The organism is Rhodobacter sp. TJ_12, from assembly GCF_020023995.1.
In the GTDB taxonomy this organism is placed as follows: domain Bacteria; phylum Pseudomonadota; class Alphaproteobacteria; order Rhodobacterales; family Rhodobacteraceae; genus Rhodobacter.
Genome location: NZ_NRRD01000007.1, coordinates 81,400 through 102,627 on the forward strand (window position 1 = coordinate 81,400; position 21,228 = coordinate 102,627).

15 protein-coding genes are annotated in these 21,228 nt (G+C 62.5%); 5 read left to right on the forward strand and 10 right to left on the reverse strand.

Going from position 1 to position 21,228, the window contains the following annotated elements; translation table 11 throughout:
- The first annotated feature begins 169 nt into the window (after nucleotides 1–169).
- Nucleotides 170–2,770: a bifunctional lysylphosphatidylglycerol flippase/synthetase MprF gene (gene mprF / locus CKO11_RS07825; RefSeq protein WP_223635862.1), complete on the forward strand. Its 2,601-nt coding sequence runs from the start codon at nucleotides 170–172 to the stop codon at nucleotides 2,768–2,770.
- Nucleotides 2,771–2,860: 90 nt separating this feature from the next.
- Here the strand turns inward: mprF and CKO11_RS07830 are convergent, their stop codons facing one another.
- From CKO11_RS07830 to acnA, 4 genes are all read right to left on the reverse strand, one after another.
- Nucleotides 2,861–3,169 (reverse strand): TM2 domain-containing protein, encoded by a 309-nt coding sequence (locus CKO11_RS07830; protein WP_223635866.1) that lies wholly within the window; start codon nucleotides 3,167–3,169, stop codon nucleotides 2,861–2,863.
- 59 nt (nucleotides 3,170–3,228) lie between these two features.
- The gene (locus CKO11_RS07835) at nucleotides 3,229–3,825 is read right to left on the reverse strand and encodes a CAP domain-containing protein (RefSeq protein ID WP_223635869.1); all 597 of its coding nucleotides are present in this window, start codon (nucleotides 3,823–3,825) and stop codon (nucleotides 3,229–3,231) included.
- Between the two features lie 153 nt (nucleotides 3,826–3,978).
- Nucleotides 3,979–4,998 (reverse strand): methyl-accepting chemotaxis protein, encoded by a 1,020-nt coding sequence (locus tag CKO11_RS07840; protein WP_263298422.1) that lies wholly within the window; start codon nucleotides 4,996–4,998, stop codon nucleotides 3,979–3,981.
- A 166-nt stretch (nucleotides 4,999–5,164) separates the two neighbouring features.
- Complete coding sequence (gene acnA, locus CKO11_RS07845) at nucleotides 5,165–7,918, reverse strand: aconitate hydratase AcnA (protein ID WP_223635875.1); 2,754 nt, start codon at nucleotides 7,916–7,918, stop codon at nucleotides 5,165–5,167.
- Between the two features lie 226 nt (nucleotides 7,919–8,144).
- On the opposite strand from acnA, the gene CKO11_RS07850 reads away from it, so the two are divergent.
- The gene (locus tag CKO11_RS07850; RefSeq protein ID WP_223635878.1) at nucleotides 8,145–9,098 is read left to right on the forward strand and encodes a DUF1223 domain-containing protein; all 954 of its coding nucleotides are present in this window, start codon (nucleotides 8,145–8,147) and stop codon (nucleotides 9,096–9,098) included.
- Here CKO11_RS07850 and CKO11_RS07855 read toward each other — a convergent pair.
- Both CKO11_RS07855 and tkt read right to left on the reverse strand, forming a co-directional pair.
- The gene (locus CKO11_RS07855; RefSeq protein WP_223635881.1) at nucleotides 9,076–10,008 is read right to left on the reverse strand and encodes a DMT family transporter; all 933 of its coding nucleotides are present in this window, start codon (nucleotides 10,006–10,008) and stop codon (nucleotides 9,076–9,078) included. The two genes, CKO11_RS07850 and CKO11_RS07855, sit on opposite strands and share 23 nt — an antisense overlap.
- A gap of 104 nt (nucleotides 10,009–10,112) precedes the next feature.
- Nucleotides 10,113–12,131, reverse strand: a complete 2,019-nt coding sequence (gene tkt / locus CKO11_RS07860; RefSeq protein WP_223635884.1) for a transketolase — start codon at nucleotides 12,129–12,131, stop codon at nucleotides 10,113–10,115.
- A gap of 251 nt (nucleotides 12,132–12,382) precedes the next feature.
- Between tkt and CKO11_RS07865 the strand changes: the two genes are divergently transcribed.
- Entirely contained in the window at nucleotides 12,383–12,985 is a 603-nt protein-coding gene (locus CKO11_RS07865) for a hypothetical protein (protein WP_223635887.1), read from the forward strand.
- Entirely contained in the window at nucleotides 12,978–13,364 is a 387-nt protein-coding gene (locus CKO11_RS07870; protein ID WP_223635891.1) for a cell division protein ZapA, read from the forward strand. Before CKO11_RS07865 ends, CKO11_RS07870 begins: the two co-directional genes overlap by 8 nt.
- A gap of 7 nt (nucleotides 13,365–13,371) precedes the next feature.
- Here the strand turns inward: CKO11_RS07870 and CKO11_RS07875 are convergent, their stop codons facing one another.
- The 3 genes from CKO11_RS07875 to metZ all read right to left on the reverse strand — a co-directional run bounded on the left by CKO11_RS07875 (nucleotide 13,372) and on the right by metZ (nucleotide 18,526).
- Complete coding sequence (locus CKO11_RS07875; RefSeq protein WP_223635899.1) at nucleotides 13,372–15,729, reverse strand: ATP-dependent helicase; 2,358 nt, start codon at nucleotides 15,727–15,729, stop codon at nucleotides 13,372–13,374.
- A gap of 216 nt (nucleotides 15,730–15,945) precedes the next feature.
- Nucleotides 15,946–17,037 carry a GTP cyclohydrolase FolE2 gene (folE2, locus tag CKO11_RS07880; RefSeq protein WP_223635902.1) on the reverse strand — a complete coding sequence of 364 codons (1,092 nt, stop codon included), beginning with the start codon at nucleotides 17,035–17,037 and terminating at the stop codon, nucleotides 15,946–15,948.
- Between the two features lie 310 nt (nucleotides 17,038–17,347).
- The gene (gene metZ, locus CKO11_RS07885; protein WP_411741997.1) at nucleotides 17,348–18,526 is read right to left on the reverse strand and encodes an O-succinylhomoserine sulfhydrylase; all 1,179 of its coding nucleotides are present in this window, start codon (nucleotides 18,524–18,526) and stop codon (nucleotides 17,348–17,350) included.
- 145 nt (nucleotides 18,527–18,671) lie between these two features.
- Between metZ and CKO11_RS07890 the strand changes: the two genes are divergently transcribed.
- The gene (locus tag CKO11_RS07890; protein ID WP_223635908.1) at nucleotides 18,672–20,552 is read left to right on the forward strand and encodes an elongation factor G; all 1,881 of its coding nucleotides are present in this window, start codon (nucleotides 18,672–18,674) and stop codon (nucleotides 20,550–20,552) included.
- Between the two features lie 95 nt (nucleotides 20,553–20,647).
- On the opposite strand, the gene CKO11_RS07895 is transcribed toward CKO11_RS07890, so the two are convergent.
- Nucleotides 20,648–21,145 carry a hypothetical protein gene (locus tag CKO11_RS07895; protein WP_223635911.1) on the reverse strand — a complete coding sequence of 166 codons (498 nt, stop codon included), beginning with the start codon at nucleotides 21,143–21,145 and terminating at the stop codon, nucleotides 20,648–20,650.
- Nucleotides 21,146–21,228 lie beyond the last annotated feature (83 nt).

Consider the following 21,228-nt stretch of genomic DNA (forward strand, 5'->3'; position numbering starts at 1 on the left):
CTCGTACCCGATAGCTCCGGGGGGGCAGTGTGCCCCCTTTGTTTCCTGACTGTCGCGATGCTGCATCGAGACAGTGCCTTGCCGCTGTGCAGTGGGGCAGGGCGCTTGTAACTTGGGGCAAAATCGGTAACTCAGAAGGCAAGGAAGACCGAAGGCAGGGAGAGACGCGATGAGCAAGCGCGAGGCCGGTGCGACACGCCCGGGCAAGCTGCGCCATCTCGGCCCGGTTTTGCTGGGGTTTTCGCTTTTTGGGCTGGGCATCTGGGCGCTGCACCACCTGCTGAAGGAAGTCAGCGCCGATGAGATTTACACCCAAATTCAGGCCACGCCGAATTATGTCTTCGCCATTGCGCTGGGCGCCACCGCCTTGGGCTATACCGCGCTGATTGGTTATGATTTTTGGGCGCTGAAATATCTTGAAAAGAAGCTGCCCCTGCGCGTGGTCGCGCTGGGGGGCTTTTTGGGCTACGCCTTCGGCAACACGATCGGGATTTCCGTCCTGTCCGGCGGGGCCGTGCGCTACCGGATCTATTCTGCCTTTGGTCTCAACGCTTTCGAGGTGGCCGCGCTGGCCTCCTATATCGCCATCGCGATGGGCACGGGGCTGTCACTTGTGGGCGTATTTGCCTTGGCCGCGCATCCCGCCGCCCTCTCGGGTCTGTTGCCACTCACCGAGGAGATGGTGCGGTTTTTGGCGCTGTCGGGGGGCTTGGCGACGGTTGCGCTTTTGTTTGGGCTGGGCATTTCGGGCAAGGTGCTGCGGCTGGGCAAATATGAAATCGCGATGCCGCGCCCGGCCATTCTTTCGGGGCAAATGGTCGTTGCGCTGTTTGACAGCACGATGGCGGCGCTGACGCTTTATGTGCTTTTGCCCGCGGGCGCGCCCGATTTTGTCACCTTCTTGGCGATCTATGCCACCGCCACCATGGTCGGGGTGATGAGCCATGTGCCCGGGGGCGTTGGCGTTTTTGAAACCGTGGTGATGGCGGCGATGCCGGCCGGCACGGCGGTGGGCGATGTGGCGGCGGCGCTTTTGATGTTCCGCCTGATCTATTACCTCATCCCCTTCGCGCTGGCTTTCGTTATCGTCTCGTTGAACGAGGCGCGCTTGGCGGGCGGCTGGGCGGTGCGGTTGTTTGGTGAAATATCCGATCCGATGCGGCCCGCCTTTAACGCGGTGGCGGGCATGGTGCCATGGCTTTCGGGCGCCTGGGCCTTTGGTCTTGGGGCCTATTTGCTGGCGCTGTCGCTGCTGCCCTCGGTGCCGACGCTGCATGACAATGATGATCTTGTCGGCGCGATCTTGTTAGAGGGCGGCACGCTGGTGTCCTCTGTCGCGGGGGCGGTGCTTTTGATCTTGTCGCATGGGCTCATTCGCCGTGTGGCGGGGGCGTTTTGGTTGACGCTGGTGGCCATCGGGGGCGGGGTCGTCTCGGTGCTGCTCAACAATTTCGACTATGAAAGCGCGGCGCTTTTGATTGCGGGGGCTTTGCTGCTTTGGCCGTTCCGGCAGGAGTTCTACCGCGAGGCCAAGATCACCGAAGGCGTCTTGGGGCCGGCTTGGATCGCCATGGTCACCGCCGTGATTATGGCTGTGTCGCTGTTTTTCATCTTTGTGCATGCGGCCACGCCCTATTCGCACAGCCTTTGGATCGATTTCGCGCAAAACGCCAATACGCCGCGCTCGCTGCGCGCGGGGCTTGTGGGATCGGCCATCTTGGTGATTTTCACCACCTATGTCGCGCTGCAACCTTTGGCACGGCGCAGCCCACGCACCCCAACCGAGGCGTTGATCGCCGCGCGCAAGGTGATTGGTGCGCAATCGGACCCGACGGCCTGTCTTGCGCTGGCGGGGGATAAGGAGCTTACTTTTTCCGCCGATGCCTCTGCCTTTGTGATGTTTGCGCGGCGACGCAAAAGCTGGGTCGCGCTGGGCGATCCGGTGGGGGATATGCGCTATTTCGACGATCTGGGCTGGGATTTTGTCGAGGCCGCACAGCAGGCCAATTGCCGCCCGGTGTTTTATGAAATCTCGGAACGGCAATTGCCGCGGATGATCGAAATGGGGCTCGCCGCGCATAAGGTGGGTGAAGAGGCGGTGATCAAGCTGGGCAACTTCACCTTGTCGGGCGCGCGGTTCAAAACCCTGCGCACGGCTTTCAACCAAGCCCATCGCGACGGGATGACGGTCGAGATTTGCCAGCCGCCCCATGCGCCCGACTTGATCGAAACGTTGCGCCCGATTTCCGAAGCTTGGCTGGGCGATAAGGTGGGGCATGAGAAAAGCTTCTCTGTCGGGCGCTTCGATCCGGCCTATCTGCGCCATTTCCCGATTGCGGTGGCCCGGCGTGGCGCGGAACCGGTTGCCTTCGCCACGATCATGGCGCCGGGCAAGGGCAAGCGGGTGGCGGTGGATTTGATGCGCTACCGGCCCGAAGATGCGTCGGGCATGATCGAATTTCTGTTCCTGTCGCTGATCGATCACTATCAGCGCGCGGGGGCCGAAGAGTTCAGCCTTGGCATGGCGCCCTTGTCGGGGCTGAGCGCGCGGCGCACGGCACGGTTGTGGAGCCGGTTCGGCGCGCTGATGTTCCGCCACGGCGGGGCATTTTCCAATTTCGAAGAGCTGCGCGCCTTCAAGGCGCAATTTAACCCGGAATGGCGTCCGCGCTATATTGCATTGCCGGTCGGGGTGTCGCCAATGGTGGCGATGGCCGATGTGACGATGCTGATTTCGGGGGGACGACGTCGGCGGTTGGGGCGCAAATAGGGGCCGCGCGGGCCCAAGCGAGGCATGCTGCAAAGCACTTTCGGCAAGCTGGCTGTTTTTGGGGGGGCCGGTGGCCTTGGGTTCGCCGCCTCAGTCCCAGCCTTGCATCAGCCGCATGCGCAAGATCGCGCGATCGGTGGCGATCATTCCGGGAATAAGCAGCGCATCCAACGCCCACCACAGCGCCACCAGCGCCAGTGGGATATAGCCGACCAGAAGGAAGGTCAGCGCCGAGCCGATGCCGAATAGCACAAGCTGCATCAACCCGCTGATCCACCGGCCCAGATAGAACCGGTGCACACCGAAAAATCCGACAAAGAGCCACAGCAAATAGGCAACAAGCGCCGAGGGGCCTTCGTTGGCGATACGTTGTTCGATATATAGGGCGCGGTCGCTCATGTGAAGTTCCTTAACATGAGCGAGAGATGGGGATGTGAGCGCGCCGGTTCAAGACCCTCTCACATCTTCTTGGCGTAAACCGCAGCCCAGAAGGTGGTCTTGCCATCGGCGGCGGTGGCCATGCCAAGGCCGAATTCCTGCAGTTCGGGGATCGTGATATTTGCGCGGTGCTTGGGCGAGGCGCTCCATTGCGCCAGCGTGCCATCGATCTCGAACCGGCCCGCGGCGATGTTTTCCGCAATGATGCGGGGCCGGTAGCCAAGCGCGCGGGCGCGCGCCATAGGCCCGGCGGTGGCACTGCCGGTATGGGTCATCAGCCCGCGCTGCGCCATATCACAGGCGTGATCGGCGGCGACGCGGTCTAGTTTGCGGTTGCCCACCAGCGGCGCCAGCCCCGCCTCGTGCCGCGTGGCATTGGTGGCGGCAAGCCCGCGCGCGGCCTGCTCTGCAGATGTGGGCTGGCAATCGGCCTGCCCCGCTTGCGCCACGGCAACGGGCGCATGGCCATCGGTCCAGATGACGCGGCCGGGCAGTTTCGGCACCGGTGCGGTGGCGGCGCTTTCCGGCGGGGCTTGTGGTGCGGGCGTTTGCACACAGGCGGCCAGCGCGAAAAGCGCGGGCGCCAGCAGCATCGGGGCGGGGAACAGACGTTTCATGGCGAACCTCGTCAGATGCGCAGAAATTGGGGCGGGCGGCGATGCGGCCAGCCCAATGCGGGAACCCTAGCATAGATCCGCCGGGCCGATCCACGCTGCGCCCCTGCGGCGGCAAAACTGCGGCTGCGGCATGGCGCGGGGGCGGCGCATCGTTCAAAGCCGCTCGATCACCCCATACCAGCCCTTGCCCGCCCAGGTTTCGAACCCTTCGGTGCGGTGAAAGCCGGTCAGCACGGTGCCGTTTTCCGCCCAGCCGTGGGGCGTATTGGCGGGCAGTGTCAGCTGGGTGACCTTCTCTGCGTCAGGGCCATGTGCGGCCAGAACCCGCCCATCTGCATCGACCAAATAGCTGCGCATCACGCCATCATTGGCGCAAAACCGCAGGCTCGATAGCACCGCATCGGCCTGCGGGGCCCAGTCGAATTGCGTGACCAAAATCCCAAGCGGCTGCCCATTGCGCGCGCCGCCTGCGCGCACCGGAGTGGCCCAGGCCATCGTCTTTTTTCCCCGCAGCAGCGCCGAGGTTTCGACATCGCCTGCCACGAACCCATCACCGTCGGTCACGGCGCAAGCGGCGTCGAACCAGCTTGCGCGGGTCACATCGGCCCCGGCGACGGCATAGGTTTCGGGGCGGCCATTGGCCAAAACCCGCCCGTCCATCCCGACAAGCCAAATATCGGAATAGACCGTATAAGCATCCAAGATCACGCCCAGACGCGCCGAGGCTTGGCGCAGGGCGGCATCGCTGCGCGTTTGTGCGGCATGCACCAGATCGGCATCGGTCGCCCACCAGCGCACATCGCAAGACCGTTCATAAAGGTTGCGATCAATCAGATCGATTGCATTGAAGGCACAATCCACCAGCCGCGTGCCGGTGGCCGCGACCGACAGCGCACTGACCATGTTTTCCAGCCCAGAGAGCCGCGCCTTCAACGTATCGCCCAGTTCATTCGCGATATCGCCGATCTGGCCAGAGACCTTGCGCACCTCTTCGGCCACCAGCGCAAAGCCCGCGCCTTGTTGGCCGACCCGCGCCGCCTCGATCCGGGCATTCAGGCCCAGCACATTCATTTGTTTGGTGATTTGCGCGATCCGATCCACGGTCACCCCGGTCAGCTCGGAGGCGTCGCGGGTTTCGGTGGCGATGGCATCTAGGGTCGGTGCGGCGCTCATAAGAACCTCAAGTCTTGGCAGTGGTTTTGGGGGCACAAAACCTGCGGCAGGTTAACCAAGCGTGTAAACCGATCCGTTTTGTTTTGGCCGGGCGGAATTGCCACAGCACTGATGAAAAAGGCGGCTCTTGCGAGCCGCCTTGATCGTCTTTGTGGCTGGGCTTGCCTCAGCTTTTCGACAGGTTGCGCAGCACGTAATGCAGCACGCCGCCGTTCTTAAGATATTCGATCTCGACCTCGGTATCGATCCGGCTTTTCAGCATGATCTTGGTCTCGGTGCCATCGGCGCGCTTGATTGTGCAGGGCACCAGCGAAAGCGGTTTGATATCGCCTTCCAGCCCCTCGATCGTGACGACTTCATCGCCGGTCAGGCCCAAAGATTTCCGGCTCGCGCCATCGGTGAACTCGAACGGAATGACCCCCATGCCGATCAGGTTGGAGCGGTGAATGCGCTCAAAGCTTTCGGCCACCACGGCTTTGACACCCAACAGGTTGGTGCCTTTGGCGGCCCAGTCACGGCTCGAGCCTGCGCCATATTCCTTGCCGCCAAAAATCACCAAGGGCGTGCCTGCGGCTTGGTAATCCATCGAGGCGTCGTAGATCGTGGTCTGTTCGCCATTCGGGCCTTTGGTGAAGCCGCCTTCGACGCCATCAAGCATCTCGTTCTTGATGCGGATATTGGCGAAGGTGCCGCGCATCATGACCTCGTGGTTGCCGCGGCGCGAACCGTAGCTGTTGAAGTCTTTCGGCTGCACTTGGCGTTCGGTCAGATATTTGCCCGCGGGCGTCGAGGGTTTGAACGAGCCAGCGGGGGAGATGTGGTCGGTGGTGATCATATCGCCCAGAACCGCCAGCACGCGCGCATCGGTGACATTCGAAATCGTGCCCGGTTCCTTGGCCATGCCTTGGAAATAGGGCGGGTTTTGAATGTAGGTCGAGGCGGCGGGCCAATCGTAGGTTTCGCCCTCGGTGGTTTCGACACCTTGCCAGTTCGCATCGCCCTTAAACACATCGGCGTATTTCGCAATGAAGGCTTCACGGGTGACGCATTTTTCCACCAGATCGGCAATCTCGGCATCGCTCGGCCAGATGTCTTTGAGGTAGACTGGCTTGCCGTCGGGCGTTTCCGCCAGCGGCTCGCACGACAGATCCACGTTCATCGACCCGGCCAGCGCATAGGCCACGACGAGCGGCGGCGAGGCAAGGAAGTTCGCGCGCACATCGGGGCTGATGCGGCCTTCGAAGTTGCGGTTGCCCGACAGAACCGAGGCGGCGACAAGGTCATTGTCGTGGATCGCCTTGGAGATTTCGGGCGTGCCAAGCGGGCCGGAGTTGCCGATGCAGGTGGTGCAGCCAAAGCCCACGATATTGAAGCCCATCGCGTCCAGATCGTCCTGAAGACCGGCAGCTTTGAGATATTCTTCAACCACCTGCGACCCGGGCGCGAGCGAGGTTTTCACCCAAGGTTTGGGCGAAAGGCCAAGCGCGCGGGCTTTGCGCGCCACAAGGCCCGCCCCAATCAGCACATAGGGGTTCGACGTGTTGGTGCACGACGTGATCGAGGCAATCACCACCGAGCCATCGCCCACTTCATAGTCTTTGCCCTCGACCGGAACCGATTTCAGCCCGGTTTTCGGCGCGACGGGCAAGCCCCCCTCGGCGGCCATTTCCTTGCCTTCCGAGGTCATATCCACGCCGCGATAATCGGCGACGATCTTCGCGAAGGTCGTTTTCGCATCGGTCAGCGGCAGGTAATCTTGCGGGCGTTTCGGGCCCGAGATCGCCGGAACGATGGTCGACATGTCAAGTTCAAGCGTCGAGGAATAGATCGGCGCATAATCCGCATCGCGCCAGAAGCCGTTTTCTTTGGCATAGGCTTCGACCAGCGCGACACGCTCTTCGGAGCGACCGGTTTGGCGCAGGTAGCGCAGGGTTTCATCGTCGATCGGGAAGAAGCCGCAGGTCGCGCCATATTCGGGCGCCATATTGGCAATGGTCGAGCGCTGCGCGAGCGGCAGTTTATCAAGGCCGGGGCCCCAGAATTCGACGAATTTGCCCACAACGCCATGTTGGCGCAGCATTTGCACGACCTTCAGCACAAGGTCGGTGCCGGTGCAGCCTTCGACCATTTCACCGGTCAGCTTGAAGCCCACCACTTCGGGGATCAGCATCGAAACGGGCTGGCCCAGCATCGCGGCTTCGGCCTCGATCCCGCCCACGCCCCAGCCTAGAACGGCCATGCCGTTGACCATGGTGGTGTGGCTGTCGGTGCCCACCAGCGTATCGGGATAGGCGACCATATCGCCGTTTTGGTCTGTGTCGGTCCAAACGGTTTGCGCCAGATATTCCACGTTCACTTGGTGGCAAATGCCGGTGCCCGGCGGCACCACGCGGAAGTTTTCAAACGCGCCTTGGCCCCATTTGAGGAACTGATACCGCTCCATGTTGCGCTGATATTCCAGCTCCACGTTGCGTTGGAAGGCGCGCGGGGTGCCGAATTCATCGATCATCACCGAGTGGTCGATGACCAGATCGACCGGCACCAGCGGGTTGATCTTTTTCGCATCGCCGCCAAGCGCTTTGATCCCATCGCGCATCGCGGCAAGGTCGACCACGGCGGGCACGCCGGTGAAGTCTTGCATCAAGACGCGCGCCGGGCGGTAAGCGATTTCACGCGGGTTCTTGCCGCCCATCTTCGCCCAATCGCCAAAGGCTTTGATATCTTCGACCGAGACCGAAAAACCGCCATCTTCAAAGCGCAGCAGGTTTTCAAGCACCACTTTGAGTGCGGCGGGCAGCTTCGAGAAGTCGCCCAGTCCCGCCTCTTGCGCGGCGGGGATCGAATAATAGGCGTAGCTCGCACCGCCGACGTTAAGCTGGCGGCGGGTCTTGGCGGTGTCCTTGCCGGTGACAACGGTCATCTGGGGGCCTCCCGTGGCTGTAAAGGATGTCTTGATCGGTATGTGCCCCATGCCGCGGAGTCGATCAAGGGGGCGTGAGCATTTTTTGTATACCGTTGCACACTGAATTGTCGCAGGGCAGGCCGCCGCGCGGGGCTGCGGCCTTAAGGGCACACATCGCAAAACCTTGATTGGCTTTTGTGGGCGGTTCCTCTTAGGAAAAACGGACGAAACGAAACGAGGCAACATGGCAAGTGCGAAACTTGGCGCCGCGATCGGTGGGTTGATCGTTCTTGGCCTTCTCGCTGCCGCGCCGGTGCAGGCGCAAGACGGGGGGGCAGGGCCCGCGGGTCGCGCCGGTGGCCTGCCGATGGCCCCCGGGTCCGGCATCGCCCAGCCCGCGCCCGGTTCGCTGCCTGGCCCGTCGCTGATCGAAAGCCTCAATCGGGCGCTGGATCGTGCCTTGGCCGCGCCACAAGGCGCCCGCGCCGCGCAACCTGCCATCAATACGCTGATCGCGCCCTCGGCGCCGCCCAAGCCCGCGCCGGTGGTGGTGGAGCTTTTTACCTCGCAAGGCTGTTCGGCCTGCCCGCCAGCGGATGCGCTTTTGGCCAAGGTGGCCGAGCGACCCGATGTTGTCGCGCTGTCGCTGCATGTCGATTATTGGGATTATCTGGGCTGGGAAGACCCCTTTGCCCAACCCGCCTTTACCGCGCGCCAACGCGGCTATGTCCGCGCGGCGGGCGGGCGCACGCTTTACACGCCGCAGGTGATCGTGGGCGGCGCGCAATCGCTGACGGCACCCGCCGCCGGGGCGCTTGACCGGATGATCGCCGCACAGGCGGCGGCCCCGCCGCAGGTGGCGATGGCGGTCTCGCAAGGGGAAGAGGCGGGCCAGTATGTGATTGATCTTGCCCCGGTTGGTCGCCCGCTCAAGCATGAAACCGTGGTGCAGATCGTGCGTTATGTGCCGCAAGCGCAGGTGGAAATTCTGCGTGGCGAGAATGCGGGCAAGGTGCTGGATTTCGCCAATGTTGTCACGGCATGGCATGCGGTGGCCGAATGGGATGGACAGGCGCCCTTGCGGCTCAATGCCAAGATCGACGGGGGCGAACCGGCGGTGGTGATCGTGCAAGCCGCGCTGCCGGGCAAAGCCGCGCCGTTGCCCGGCCCGATCCTTAGCGCTGCCCGTCTGCGTTGATCTGCCCGTCTGCTTTCATTTGATCGGCCTTGCGGTCGGCGCGCCGCTCGGCCCGCCAGACCCAAAGCCCGGCCAAAACGATCACGGCAGCCCCCGCCACGGTGTAAAAATCGGGCAGGTTGTTGAAGAAAATCCACCCCCACAGCGATGATAGCACCAGCCCAAGGTAGCCATAAGGTGCCAGAACGCCCGCAGGGGCATGTCGAAAGGCGACGATCAGCGCCGCTTGTCCCGCCGCACCAAGCGCGCCCACCGCAAGGAACAGCGGCAGATCGATGGGCGCCACTTCTTGCCAGAAGAAGGGCAGCGCAAGCGAGGTCAGCACCGTGCCCACCCCCGCCGACCAGATGACCGAGGTGGCGGTGCTGTCATGGCGCACCACGCGGGTCATCAGCGCGCCGCCTGCATAGGTGAAGGCCGCTGCCAGTGCGAAAAGCGCGGCTGGGTCCATCACGCCCGCGCCGGGGCGCAAGATAATCAGCGCCCCAAGGAACGAGACGAAAATCCCCGCCATACGGCGTGGGCCGATTTTCTCGCCCAGAAAGAGCGCCGCGCCCAAGGTGATCAGCACCGGGTTCAGGTCGGTCAGTGCGGCGGCCTCAGCCAAGCCAATTGAGCGGATCGCCAGAAAGAAAAGCGCCACGGTCGCCATTTGAAACGCACCGCGCAGAAGCTGCAGCCCCGGCTGGCGCGAACGGGCATGTTGCACGAAACTGCCCCGATAGATCAGCGAAACGAGCGCCAGATTGACCGCGAACCGCGCCCAGATCACCATCGCAGGGGCATAGGTTTGGCCCAGCTTTTTCGCCGCCACATCCATTAATGTGAAAAAGACAAGCGCTACCAGCAAAAGCCCGATGCCCTTGCCGATCAACGACTTTTCCGGGGCGGGCAGGGGCGGTGCAGGCATATCGGGGCCTGCAAGATCGGCCGGCGCAAGATCTGTGGGGGCAATGGAACGGGGGGCCGTGTCCGGCCCCCCGTTTGACGTTTGATCCGGGTCTGGCCCGTTGCTCACAGCAGGGCTTTCACCTTTTCGGCCACCGCTTCGGCGGTGATGCCAAATTCGCTGTAAAGACGATCCGCCGGGGCGGAGGCGCCAAAGCCGTCCATACCCACAAAGCCTGCCTTTTTCTCGGACCCGCGCTCGCCCAGAAGCCAACGATCCCACGGTTGACGGATCGCCGCTTCCACCGCCACGCGCACCGCGCCGGGCGGCAGGATTTTGCGCCGATAGGCTTCGGGCTGGGCCGCGAACAGCTCCATGCAGGGCATCGACACGACACGGGTGCCAATCGCTTCGCCCTGAAGGATGTCACGCGCTTTGAGCGCGATTTCCACCTCGGACCCCGTCGCCATGAGGATCGCTTGGCGCTTGCCCTCCGCCTCGGCGATCACATAGGCACCTTGGGCCGACAGGTTTTTCTGGCTATGCGTGGTGCGCAACGTGGGCAGGTTTTGACGGCTGAGCGCCAGAACCGAAGGCGTCTTTTCCGACGACAGCGCCAATTCCCAAGCTTCTGCCGTTTCGATCACATCCGCCGGGCGGAAGGTCCAAGTGTTGGGCGTCGCGCGGCAGATTGCGAGATGCTCGACCGGTTGGTGGGTCGGCCCGTCTTCGCCCAAGCCAATGGAGTCATGGGTCATCACATAGACGGTGGGCACCCCCATCAGTGCCGACAGCCGCATTGCGCCGCGCGCATAATCGGTGAAGCAGAAGAAGGTGCCGCCATAGGGGCGCACGCCGCCGTGCAGATACATGCCGTTCATCGCCGCCGCCATCGCATGTTCGCGAATGCCATAGCGCATGTAACGGCCTTTGCGGTTATCGGGCATGAAATCCGAGATATCCGCGCTTTTGGTCAGGTTCGAGCCGGTCAGGTCCGCCGAGCCGCCGATGGTTTCGGGCACCACCGGGTTGATCGCGCCCAGCACCATTTCGCTGGCTTTGCGGGTCGCGACTTTCGGCGCGGCTTCGGAATTGGCTTTCTTGAAGGCGCGGATCGCCGAGGCCAGCTTTTTCGGCACGCCATGCGACATTTGCCGTTCAAACTCGGCCTTTTTGGTGGCCGACAGCGCCTCAAGACGGGTGGTCCATTCGGCATGATCGGCAGCGCCCTTGGCCCCAATCGCTTCCCACTCCGCTTTCACATCGGCGGGAATTTCGAACGGCCCGTGGTTCCAGCCATACACCTCGCGGGTGGCGGCGATTTCCTCGGCCCCCAGCGGCGCACCGTGCACGGCATAGCTGTCGGCCTTGTTGGGCGAGCCAAAACCGATCAGGGTTTTGCAATCGACCAGAACCGGGCCTTTGGCCTTTTTCGCAGCCGTCAGCGCACGGTCGATATCTTCGGGGTCATGGCCATCGCAGCTCAGCACTTCCCAGCCCGAGGCGGCAAAGCGCGCGCGTTGATCGGTTTTGTCCGACACGGTGACGCGGCCATCAATGGTAATATTGTTGTTGTCCCAAAGCACGATCAGGTTGTCGAGCTCTTGCTTGCCCGCCAGACCAATCGCCTCTTGGCTGATGCCTTCCATCAAACAGCCATCGCCCGCGATCACCCAAATCTTGTGATCGACGACGCTTTTGCCAAAACGCGCCTTCATCGATTTTTCGGCAATCGCCATGCCGACGGCGGTGGAAATGCCTTGGCCCAGCGGCCCGGTGGTGGTTTCGACGCCCTCAAGATGGCCATATTCCGGGTGGCCCGCCATCCGCGCGCCCCATTGGCGGAAGTTCTTCACTTCGTCCAGCGTGGCCTGTTCATACCCGGTCAGATACAGCAGCGCGTAAAGCAGCATCGAGCCGTGGCCGGCCGACAGAATGAACCGGTCGCGATCCGCCCAATTGGGGGCTTTCGCGTCGAATTTCAGATGGTTGCGATACAGCACCGTGGCGACATCGGCCATGCCCATCGGCATGCCGGGGTGGCCGGAATTGGCCGCTTGCACAGCATCAATCGCCAATACGCGGATTGCGGTGGCAAGCTTCCAATGGTCGGGGTGAGCGGCACGCAGCGCGGCGATATCCATGAGGGGCGTCCTTTTTGTGGAACGGAAGGTCGGCCTCCGTGATAGCAGGGATCGGGGCAAGATCAAGCGCGCCCCCCAAGTGCTTGAAGCAAAAGGTTGGGACAAGATTGTCGCAGCGGCTAGACTGGCCTTGAAGGCCCGCGCGCGCGCGATTCGCCGCGCCTGCAATGTGGGGTTGCACAGGGACGCCCGCCCGTGACAGGAAGATACAGGTGTCCGTGACGGGTAGAGGACGAGACGCGAGGCAGAGAATGACCGAACTGGCAGAATATGAGCGCCGCATCTCTTATGCGCTCGAGCGGATTGGGCGCGGGGTGGATGTATTGTCCGAGCGCCGTGCCGCTGTGGCCGAGCCGGTGGTGGAGCCGCCGCCCGAACCGGTGGTGATCGAAGATACCGCGCGGATCGAGGCGCTGGAGGCCGAACTGGCGGTCGAACGCACGGCTTTGGCCGCCGAAAAGGCCGCGCTTGAGGCCGAACGCGCCGCCAATACGCAATTGACCGAGCGGGTGCGCGCGATCCGCGAAAAACAGGAAACCACGCTGGCCGCGCTGGAGCGGCGCTTGGCGCAGGCGACCAAGGCGCTTGAAGCGGTGCAATCCGAAGCGAACCGGCTCAAACGCGCCAATGGCGAATTGATCGAGGTGAACCGCGCCGTGGTCGAGGCCGGTGGTCAGGCCAACGGGCAATTGGTCAATCGGGCGATGCAGGCGGAATTGGAAGCCTTGCGCGCCGCCCGGGCGTGGGAAATGGCGGAATTGGCCGAGATACTGGCAGGGCTGGAGCCGATCGTTTCGGCGCATGCCAAGGCGCCTGCGCGTGGCGCGGCGCAAGAGGGGGCCGAGCATGGCTGACTTGCGTATTGTCATCGGTGGACGTGATTTCGAAGTCTCTTGCCAAGAAGGCGAAGAGCATTTTTTGCAAGCGGCGGCTGCGATGCTGGATGCCGAAGCCTCTGTCTTGACGGGGCAGATGGGGCGCATTCCTGAAAACCGGATGCTGCTGATGGCCGGGTTGATGCTGGCTGATAAGGCCGCGGGCACCGAGGATACGATGCGCCAGTTGCGCGAACGTATCGCAGAATTGGAGGCCGCGCTGGCCGAGGCCAAGGCGCATCCGCAGCGCGTTGAAGTGCCGGTGATCCCTGCCACGGTCACCGATACATTGGCCGAGATTGCCGCCCGTGCCGAGGCGATGGCCGACAAGGTCGAAGACGTGGCGGCGCCGGAATAAGCGGGGCTTAAAACGGCACGTCGCCCGCCTTGTCCGCCGGTTGCAGGAAACCGGCCTTGACGTGTTTCGCGCCCGCTTTTTCAAACTCGACCTGTGCCGTATCGCCCTCTAGGTCGATCACCGCGCCATAGCCGAATTTGACGTGGAACACCCGATCCCCCACGCCAAAGGCCACCGCATCGACGGTTGTCACCGTGCGCGCCTTGGGTTTGGGCGCGCCCGTGGCGCGGCTTTCCATCCGCTTCCAGCCCGGCGAGTTATAAACATCGGCCCGCGCGGCGCGGCTTTCCAAATTGCCAAAGCCCGTGACCTGCGCTGCCGCCCCCGCGCCGCCCCCATAAAGGCCGGGCGGGGTGAGCACCTCCACATGGCGCGCGGGCAATTCATCAATGAAGCGCGAGGGGAGCTGGCTTTGCCATTGCCCATAGACGCGGCGGTTGCCCGCGAAAGAAATGGTGCAAATCTCTTCCGCGCGGGTGATGCCGACATAGGCCAGCCGCCGTTCTTCCTCTAGCGCGCGTCGTCCGCTTTCATCCAAAGCGCGCTGGCTCGGAAACAGCCCCTCTTCCCAGCCAGGCAGGAAGACGGCGGGAAATTCCAAGCCCTTGGCGGCATGAAGCGTCATGATCGAGACTTTGTCTTCGGATTCAGACTTATCATTGTCCATGATCAGCGCGACATGTTCGAGAAACCCTTGCAGGTTTTCAAACTGTTCCAGTGCTTTGACGAGTTCCTTGAGGTTTTCAAGCCGCCCGGGTGCTTCGGGCGTTTTGTCATTGAGCCACATCTCGGTGTAGCCCGATTCCTCCAAGATTGTTTCGGCCAGACGCACATGATCGGCGCCGTCCAGCACCGCCGCATGCCAGCGCCCGACGCCCTCGATGAAGTTGCGCAAGCCGCCCGCCGCTTTGCCGCCAAGCGCGCCCTGCTGCAACACGGCCTTCGCCCCCATCACAAGGCCCGATTGCGCCGTGCGCGCCTCTGTCTGGATTTTCGCCTGCGCCTTGTCGCCCAAACCGCGCTTGGGCACATTCACCACCCGCTCAAACGCAAGATCGTCGTCGGGCGAAACGGCGAGCCGGAAATAGGCCATCGCATCGCGAATTTCTTGGCGCTCGTAAAAGCGTGGGCCGCCGATCACGCGATAGGGCAGGCCGATGGTCAAAAAGCGGTCCTCAAAGGCGCGCATCTGATGGCTGGCGCGGACCAAAATCGCCTGACCATTCAGCGGCACAGGGTCATGCCCGCGCGTGCCACGCGACAGCGCCTCAATCTCTTCGCCGATCCAGCGCGCCTCTTCCTCGCCATCCCAATGGCCAATCAGCCGGACCTTTTCGCCGCCCTGCTCCGCGGTCCAAAGCTCTTTGCCCAAACGGTCGCTATTGGCCGCAATCAGCCCCGAAGCGGCGGCAAGAATATGTTCGGTGGAGCGGTAGTTTTGTTCCAACCGCACCACGACCGCGCCCGGAAAATCCTTTTCAAACCGCAAGATATTGCCCACTTCGGCGCCGCGCCAGCCGTAGATCGACTGGTCATCATCGCCCACACAGCAGACATTGCGGTGCCCCTGCGCCAAAAGCCGCAACCACAAATATTGCGCGGTATTGGTGTCTTGGTATTCGTCGACAAGGATGTATTTGAACCAGCGTTGATATTGCGCAAGCAGATCTTCGTGACGCTGGAAGATCGTCACCATATGCAAGAGCAAATCGCCAAAATCGACCGCGTTGAGCGTTTTCAGCCGCTCTTGATAGGCGGCATAAAGCTCGCTGCCACGGTTGTTGAAATGCGCCGTTTCCGCGCCGCGCACCCGTTCAGGCGTCAGCGCGCGGTTTTTCCAACTGTCGATCAGCCCGGCCAACTGCCGCGCGGGCCAGCGCTTTTCATCCATATTGGCGGCGATGATCAACTGCTTGAGCAGGCGGATCTGGTCATCGGTATCCAAAATGGTGAAGTTCGACTTCAGCCCCACAAGCTCTGCATGGCGGCGCAAGAGCTTTACGCAAACCGCGTGAAAGGTGCCAAGCCACGGCATCCCCTCAAGCGTTTGGCCCAAAAGCCGCCCCACACGCTCTTTCATCTCGCGCGCGGCCTTATTGGTGAAGGTCACGGCCAGAATTTCATTGGGGCGCGCGCGGCCTGAATGGATCAGATGCGCGATCCGCGTGGTGAGCGCCTTGGTTTTGCCGGTGCCGGCGCCTGCCAGCATCAGCACCGGGCCATCCATCGCCTCGACCGCGCGGCGCTGCTCGGGGTTGAGCCCGCCAAGATAATCGGGCACCGCCACAGCCGCGCGCGCGCCCATCATGGCGCGCTGCGACAGGCTCAGGTCGCTGAAATCGTCGTCATCATCCAGAATACTCATGCCCGCACTTTATCTTGCGGTTCAGCCAAGGGAAAGGCCCATGTTCTGTATCTGTTCTTGTTTTTGCGAGGTAAAAAGAAGGGGGCCTGTCTGCCCCCTTTGAACGCTTTGGCGCCAATTCACCCCCGAGGATATTTGCGCAAAGCCGAAGCGGCAACATGGCCTTGCCTTCGACTTTGTCGAAATATCCCGGGGGGCAGCGCCCCCCAGACCCGGTTAGCCGCGATGAATGAGCGTTGCAAACATCTGCGGATCAAGGCTCGTTTGCGCGAAGGTCGGGCCTTCGGTCAACAGCGCCACCGCATCATGGCTGTGCAGGCTTTCTTGGTGGCTGGCAATCACGCGAAAATCGCCCACGCGCGGCTCTGCCATCAACCCGGCGGCAAAGGCGCGCACCGCATCTTCGACAAAGATCGGGTTCGCGGCATTGAGTTCGGCAAAAGCCTGCTCGTCTTCGCGCTTTACCATCACCTGCGTTTCGGTGGGCACATTGGCCCGCGCCAATTCGATCAGGTCTTCAAACCACAAGGTTTGGCCCGGTTCCACCACCGCCGAGATACGCGCGACCGAGCGTTGCGAATGCGGCGTGGCCATGCGGCCCCGGCGGATGCGTGCATCTTCACTTAGTTCGAGCGAGCAGGGGCAGGTCGAGGAATAGACGAAATCCAGATGCACGATTTTGGTGCGCACGCCCGCGCTTTCCACCAGTTCCAGCGCGATGTCGTAATATTGCCAGCCGCTCAGGCCTGAGCGCAGGCTTTCCACCTGAAGCGGCAGCGAAAAGCGCATCATCAGCCGGGCGTCGAAGCTTTCAAGGTTTTCGACATAATCATCCAGCGCCGCCGCCATCACCTCGAACGAGAACTCACGTTCCGAATGGGCATAGAAGCTGCGCAGGATGCGCGACATGTTGATGCCCTTCTTCTCGGCCTCAAGGCTGACCGAGCCCGTGACCGAGGTTTCCAGCACCACTTCGCCGCCGTCCCGAAGCTTGTATTTGATCGGCAGGCGGAAGTTGGAAATGCCCACATGTTCGATGCGCGCCTTGGCGCCAACGATCAGCGAGGAGGGGCCGTTTTGCAGATCGGGCATTGCCGCCTTATAGGCCGCATCGGGGCGAAAATCGGCATCATAGTCGCGCGCCAGATCGGGGTAGCTGTCGGGCGCGCCGGGCAAAAGCCGCGCAATCGCCGGATCCAGCGCGGTGATTTCCGCCGGATGGGCCTCTGCCGCCCAAAGGCGCAAAGTTTCGAGCGCGGCTTGCGCCTCGTCGGTGTCGGGGGTTCCGATGCGTCCTTGGATGTTCATGGCCTCTCCCTCTCGCCCAGTGGCGCATGGTTTCGATATGGGAGTGAGACGGGGAATGTCCAAGAAAAGTTGCAGCCGAAACGACATTATTGCCCGAAATTGCGGCGTTGGTTGAAAAAACCTAATTCTTCAGATCCCGCGCCTTTGCATTCAGGACGTCTTTGCGCCCTTTATGGGGGCTCACGCCACCCCCGTTCCCGATCCAACCTCAACGGAAACGGCGCCGAAGGGCCAAGGGCGTCAGGCCGTGCAGGCGTGCGGGCAAGGGAACAGCCCCTTGCCCGGTTTTAAGGGAGATCGCGCCGCAGGCTCAGGCAGCGTCAAGCGCGCCTATCACATCGGCCAGCAAATCGGCGGTATCCTCTATGCCGAAGGAAATGCGCACCAGCCCCGGCGTGATGCCAATGGTGCTGCGTTCCTCTTCGGACAGGTTTTTATGTGTTGTCGTAGCCGGATGGGTGGCAATCGATTTCGCATCGCCGAGGTTGTTGGAAATGGACACGATCTCAAGCGCATTGAGGAACCGGAAGGCCGCGTCCTTACCGCCCGCCATATCGAGCGCCAGCATCGTGCCGCCCGCGCCCATTTGTGCCATGGCAAGCGCATGTTGCGGGTGGCTGGGCAGGCCCGGATAGACGCAGCGCGCAAGTTTGGCATGCCCCTGCGCCGCTTCGGCCACGGCCGCCGCGCTGGCGGCTTGCGCGCGCACGCGCAGATCAAGCGTTTGCAGCCCCGACAGCAGCATCCAGGCATGGAACGGGCTCATCGCGCCGCCGGTATGTTTGACATAGGTTTCGAGCGGGCCGCGAATGAACTCCTGCGTGCCACAAACCACGCCGCCCAGCACGCGCCCGCCGCCATCAATATGCTTGGTGGCTGAATAGACGACGACATCGGCGCCCAGCTCCACCGCGCGCGAATAGATCGGCGAGGCAAAGGCATTGTCGATCACCACAAGCGCACCGACGGCATGGGCGATTTCGGCCACGCCTTTAATGTCGATCACCTCCAGCCCGGGGTTGGAGACGCTTTCAAAGAAACAAATCTTGGTGGTGGCGCGCACGGCGGCGCGCCAGTTTTCCAGATCGGCGCCATCGATGATCGTGACCTCGACGCCAAAGCCCGCCAGCACCTTCAGCACATGCAGGCATGACCCAAACATTTGCCGCGCGGCCACCACATGGTCGCCCGCCTTGAGCGTGCACATCAGCGCGCCATTGATCGCCGCCATGCCAGAGGCACAGGCAAAGGCATCCTCGGTCCCCTCAATCGCAGCCATGCGGTCTTCGAACATCCGCGTCGTCGGGTTGCCGTAACGGGCATAGATGAATTCATCCTCCCCCGCCTCGATAAAGCGCGCCTCGGCGGCCTCGGCCGAAGGGTAGATAAACCCTTGGGTCAAGAACATGGCCTCGGCCATCTCGCCATACTGGCTGCGGCGAATGCCCTCATGCACCAGTTTCGTGCGAATCTTGCGGTCGGCCATCATCTTCTCCTGCGGCGGTCTGTCACGACCCGCCCGATAAGCCCCTGTTTGGCATGGGTCAAGGTGGGGCGAGATTCGCTGCGCTATGAAAGGGACAAGCGCCCTGCAATCTGGCGCGGCGCGGATACAGTCGAGGAGGATTCCCAAAATGAAAGTCGTCTCCATCGTAGGCCCATCTCAGGCCGGCAAATCGACGCTGGCCGATGCCCTGGCGACCATTGAAGGCGGGAAGCCGCGCAAGCATGTCCTTTTCGGCGATGCCGCCGTGACCAAGTTTAAATTCATGGAGGAAGACTGGGCGATCTTGGATGCGCCCGGGGGCGCCGATCACCTGCCGCAACTGGCCCCGATGCTGGCGGCCTCTGACGCGGTGGTTTTGTGCGTGCCCGCCGATGCCGAGGCGGCGGTGCTGGTCGCACCCTATCTGCGGCTGGTGGAAGAGGCCGATCTGCCGACCTTTATCTTCATCAACAAAATCGACACCGCGCAGGACCGCACCAGTGAAATCGTGGCGGCGTTGCAGAATTACTGCCCGCATGGGATCGTGCTGCGTCAAATCCCGATCCGGGAAAACGGGCAAGTGATCGGCGCCGTCGATCTGATTTCCGAACGCGCTTGGGAATATCACGATCATGCGCGCTCGTCGCTGATGGAATTGCCCGCCTCGGTCATGGACCGCGAAGCAGAGGCGCGGACCGAATTGCTGGAACATCTGGCCGATTTCGACGAAGTGCTGCTGACGGAACTGATCGAAGATCAGGCCCCGATGACCGATGAAGTCTATGAGGTGTCGACCAAAGTCTTGCAGCATCACGATCTTTTGCCCGCGCTTTTGGGCTCGGCGAGCCACGGCAATGGCATGATGCGGCTGATGAAAAGCCTGCGCCATGAAGTGCCGGGGGTTGAGGAAACCGCCGCGCGGGTGGGGGCTTTGGCCGTGGGTGCGCTGGCCGATAACGTCAAACACCTTGGCAAAACCGTGCTGGTGCGGGCTTTGGGCGAAGGCGTTGCTCCGGGTGCAAAACTTGCGGGGGCGAATATCGGCTCGATCACCGATATTGATGCCAAAACGCAAATCGGCGCCTTGGCACCCGGTGAAATCGGCCTGACCGTGAAGACCGATCACCTGTCTTTGGGCGCGCCGCTTTACACCACCGAAGGCAGCTTGGAAAATCTGCCGTGGATGGCCTGCCATGCGGCGAACCATGCGCTGTTGATTGAGCCCGAAAACGAGCGCGATGAAACCCGGTTGGCCGCCGCTTTGCCCAAGATTATGGAAATCGATCCGGGGCTTGCGCTGCAAACCGACCCAATCACCGGCAAAACGCTTTTGGGCACGCAAGGCCCGCTGCATCTGCGCCGGGTGCTTGAAAAGCTTGACGGCGATTTTGGCATCAAGGCGGTGACCGCGCCGCAAGGCACAGCGCTTTGCGAAACCATCACAGGCCCCGGGCAGAACCACTACCGCCATCGCAAGCAATCAGGCGGTGCGGGGCAATTTGCCGATGTGGTGATTGAGGTCAAACCTTTGGGCCGGGGCGAGGGCTTCCAGTTCACCGAAACGGTCAAAGGGGGCGCGGTGCCGCGCAATTATATCCCCTCGGTCGAGGCGGGCGCGCGTGACGCGCTCGCGGCAGGGCCGAAGGGGCATCCGGTCGTGGACCTTGCGGTAAACCTGTCCGATGGCAAGCACCATGCGGTGGACAGTTCCGACCATGCCTTCCGCACGGCGGGCAAAATGGCGCTGCGCGAGGTGCTGAGCACGGTCGGCACGGTCGTCTTGCAGCCGGTGTGCAAAGTCACGATCTCGGTGCCCTCGGTCTATTCTGGCGGGCTGTCGCCGCTGGTCTCTGGTCTCAAAGGGCAGGTGCTTGGCTTTGAAGCCGATCCGGGGGCCAAGGGCTGGGATCTGTTCGAGGCGCTGATGCCCGCCTCTTCATTGACCGAGCTTTTCCAAAGCCTTGGCGGGGCAACGCGGGGCACGGCCAGCTTCACCGCGATGCTTGATCACTACGAAGAGCAGTATTGAAGACCGGCTTCGGGGCGCCAGCATGGGCGCGCACCGGGGCCAAAGCGGGGCGGTTCGCAAGAGCCGCCCTTTGCTTTTGGCGCGATCTTTGGGGATTAGCGGCTGATCGCGCGTTGGTTTGCGGCACCGATCACCACGATCTTGCGCACGCCCGCCAATTTTACGCTGTTGATGAAGGCTGCCGCGGTGACCTCGCGCGATTCGGGGCGGCCACTGCGCTGGCTGGCCGGGCTGCCGGGATTGGGCCACGCCACGACGAAGCGATAGGTCATCACACCGTCAACCGGCACACCGTCATTTTCAGCCAGCAGATCGGCGCCCCACCAGCCTTGGGTCGGCGGCAGGCCCGTTGCCGCCACGATCGCGCCGCCTTGGCTGCGCGTGACCTCCAGTTTCGTCACGCTTGCCACCAATTCGCGCGGATCATCGGCAATCTCGGGATAGCCTTCCTTGGGAGCCAGCGTTGTCGCCACCTCCTCTTTCTGGAACCAGTTCCACGGATTGATCCGGCTTTCGCGCCAGCCACAGGCCGACAGGGCAAGCGCGCTGGCCAGCAGCAGGGCAAGGGGCGCGGAACGGCGGATGAGGGTCATGGGCACTCCGGTCGTGCGGCTTGGGGTTGTCTCTGGGTAGCTTATTGCGCGCGCTTTGAAAAGCGGCACATGGCGCACTGGAC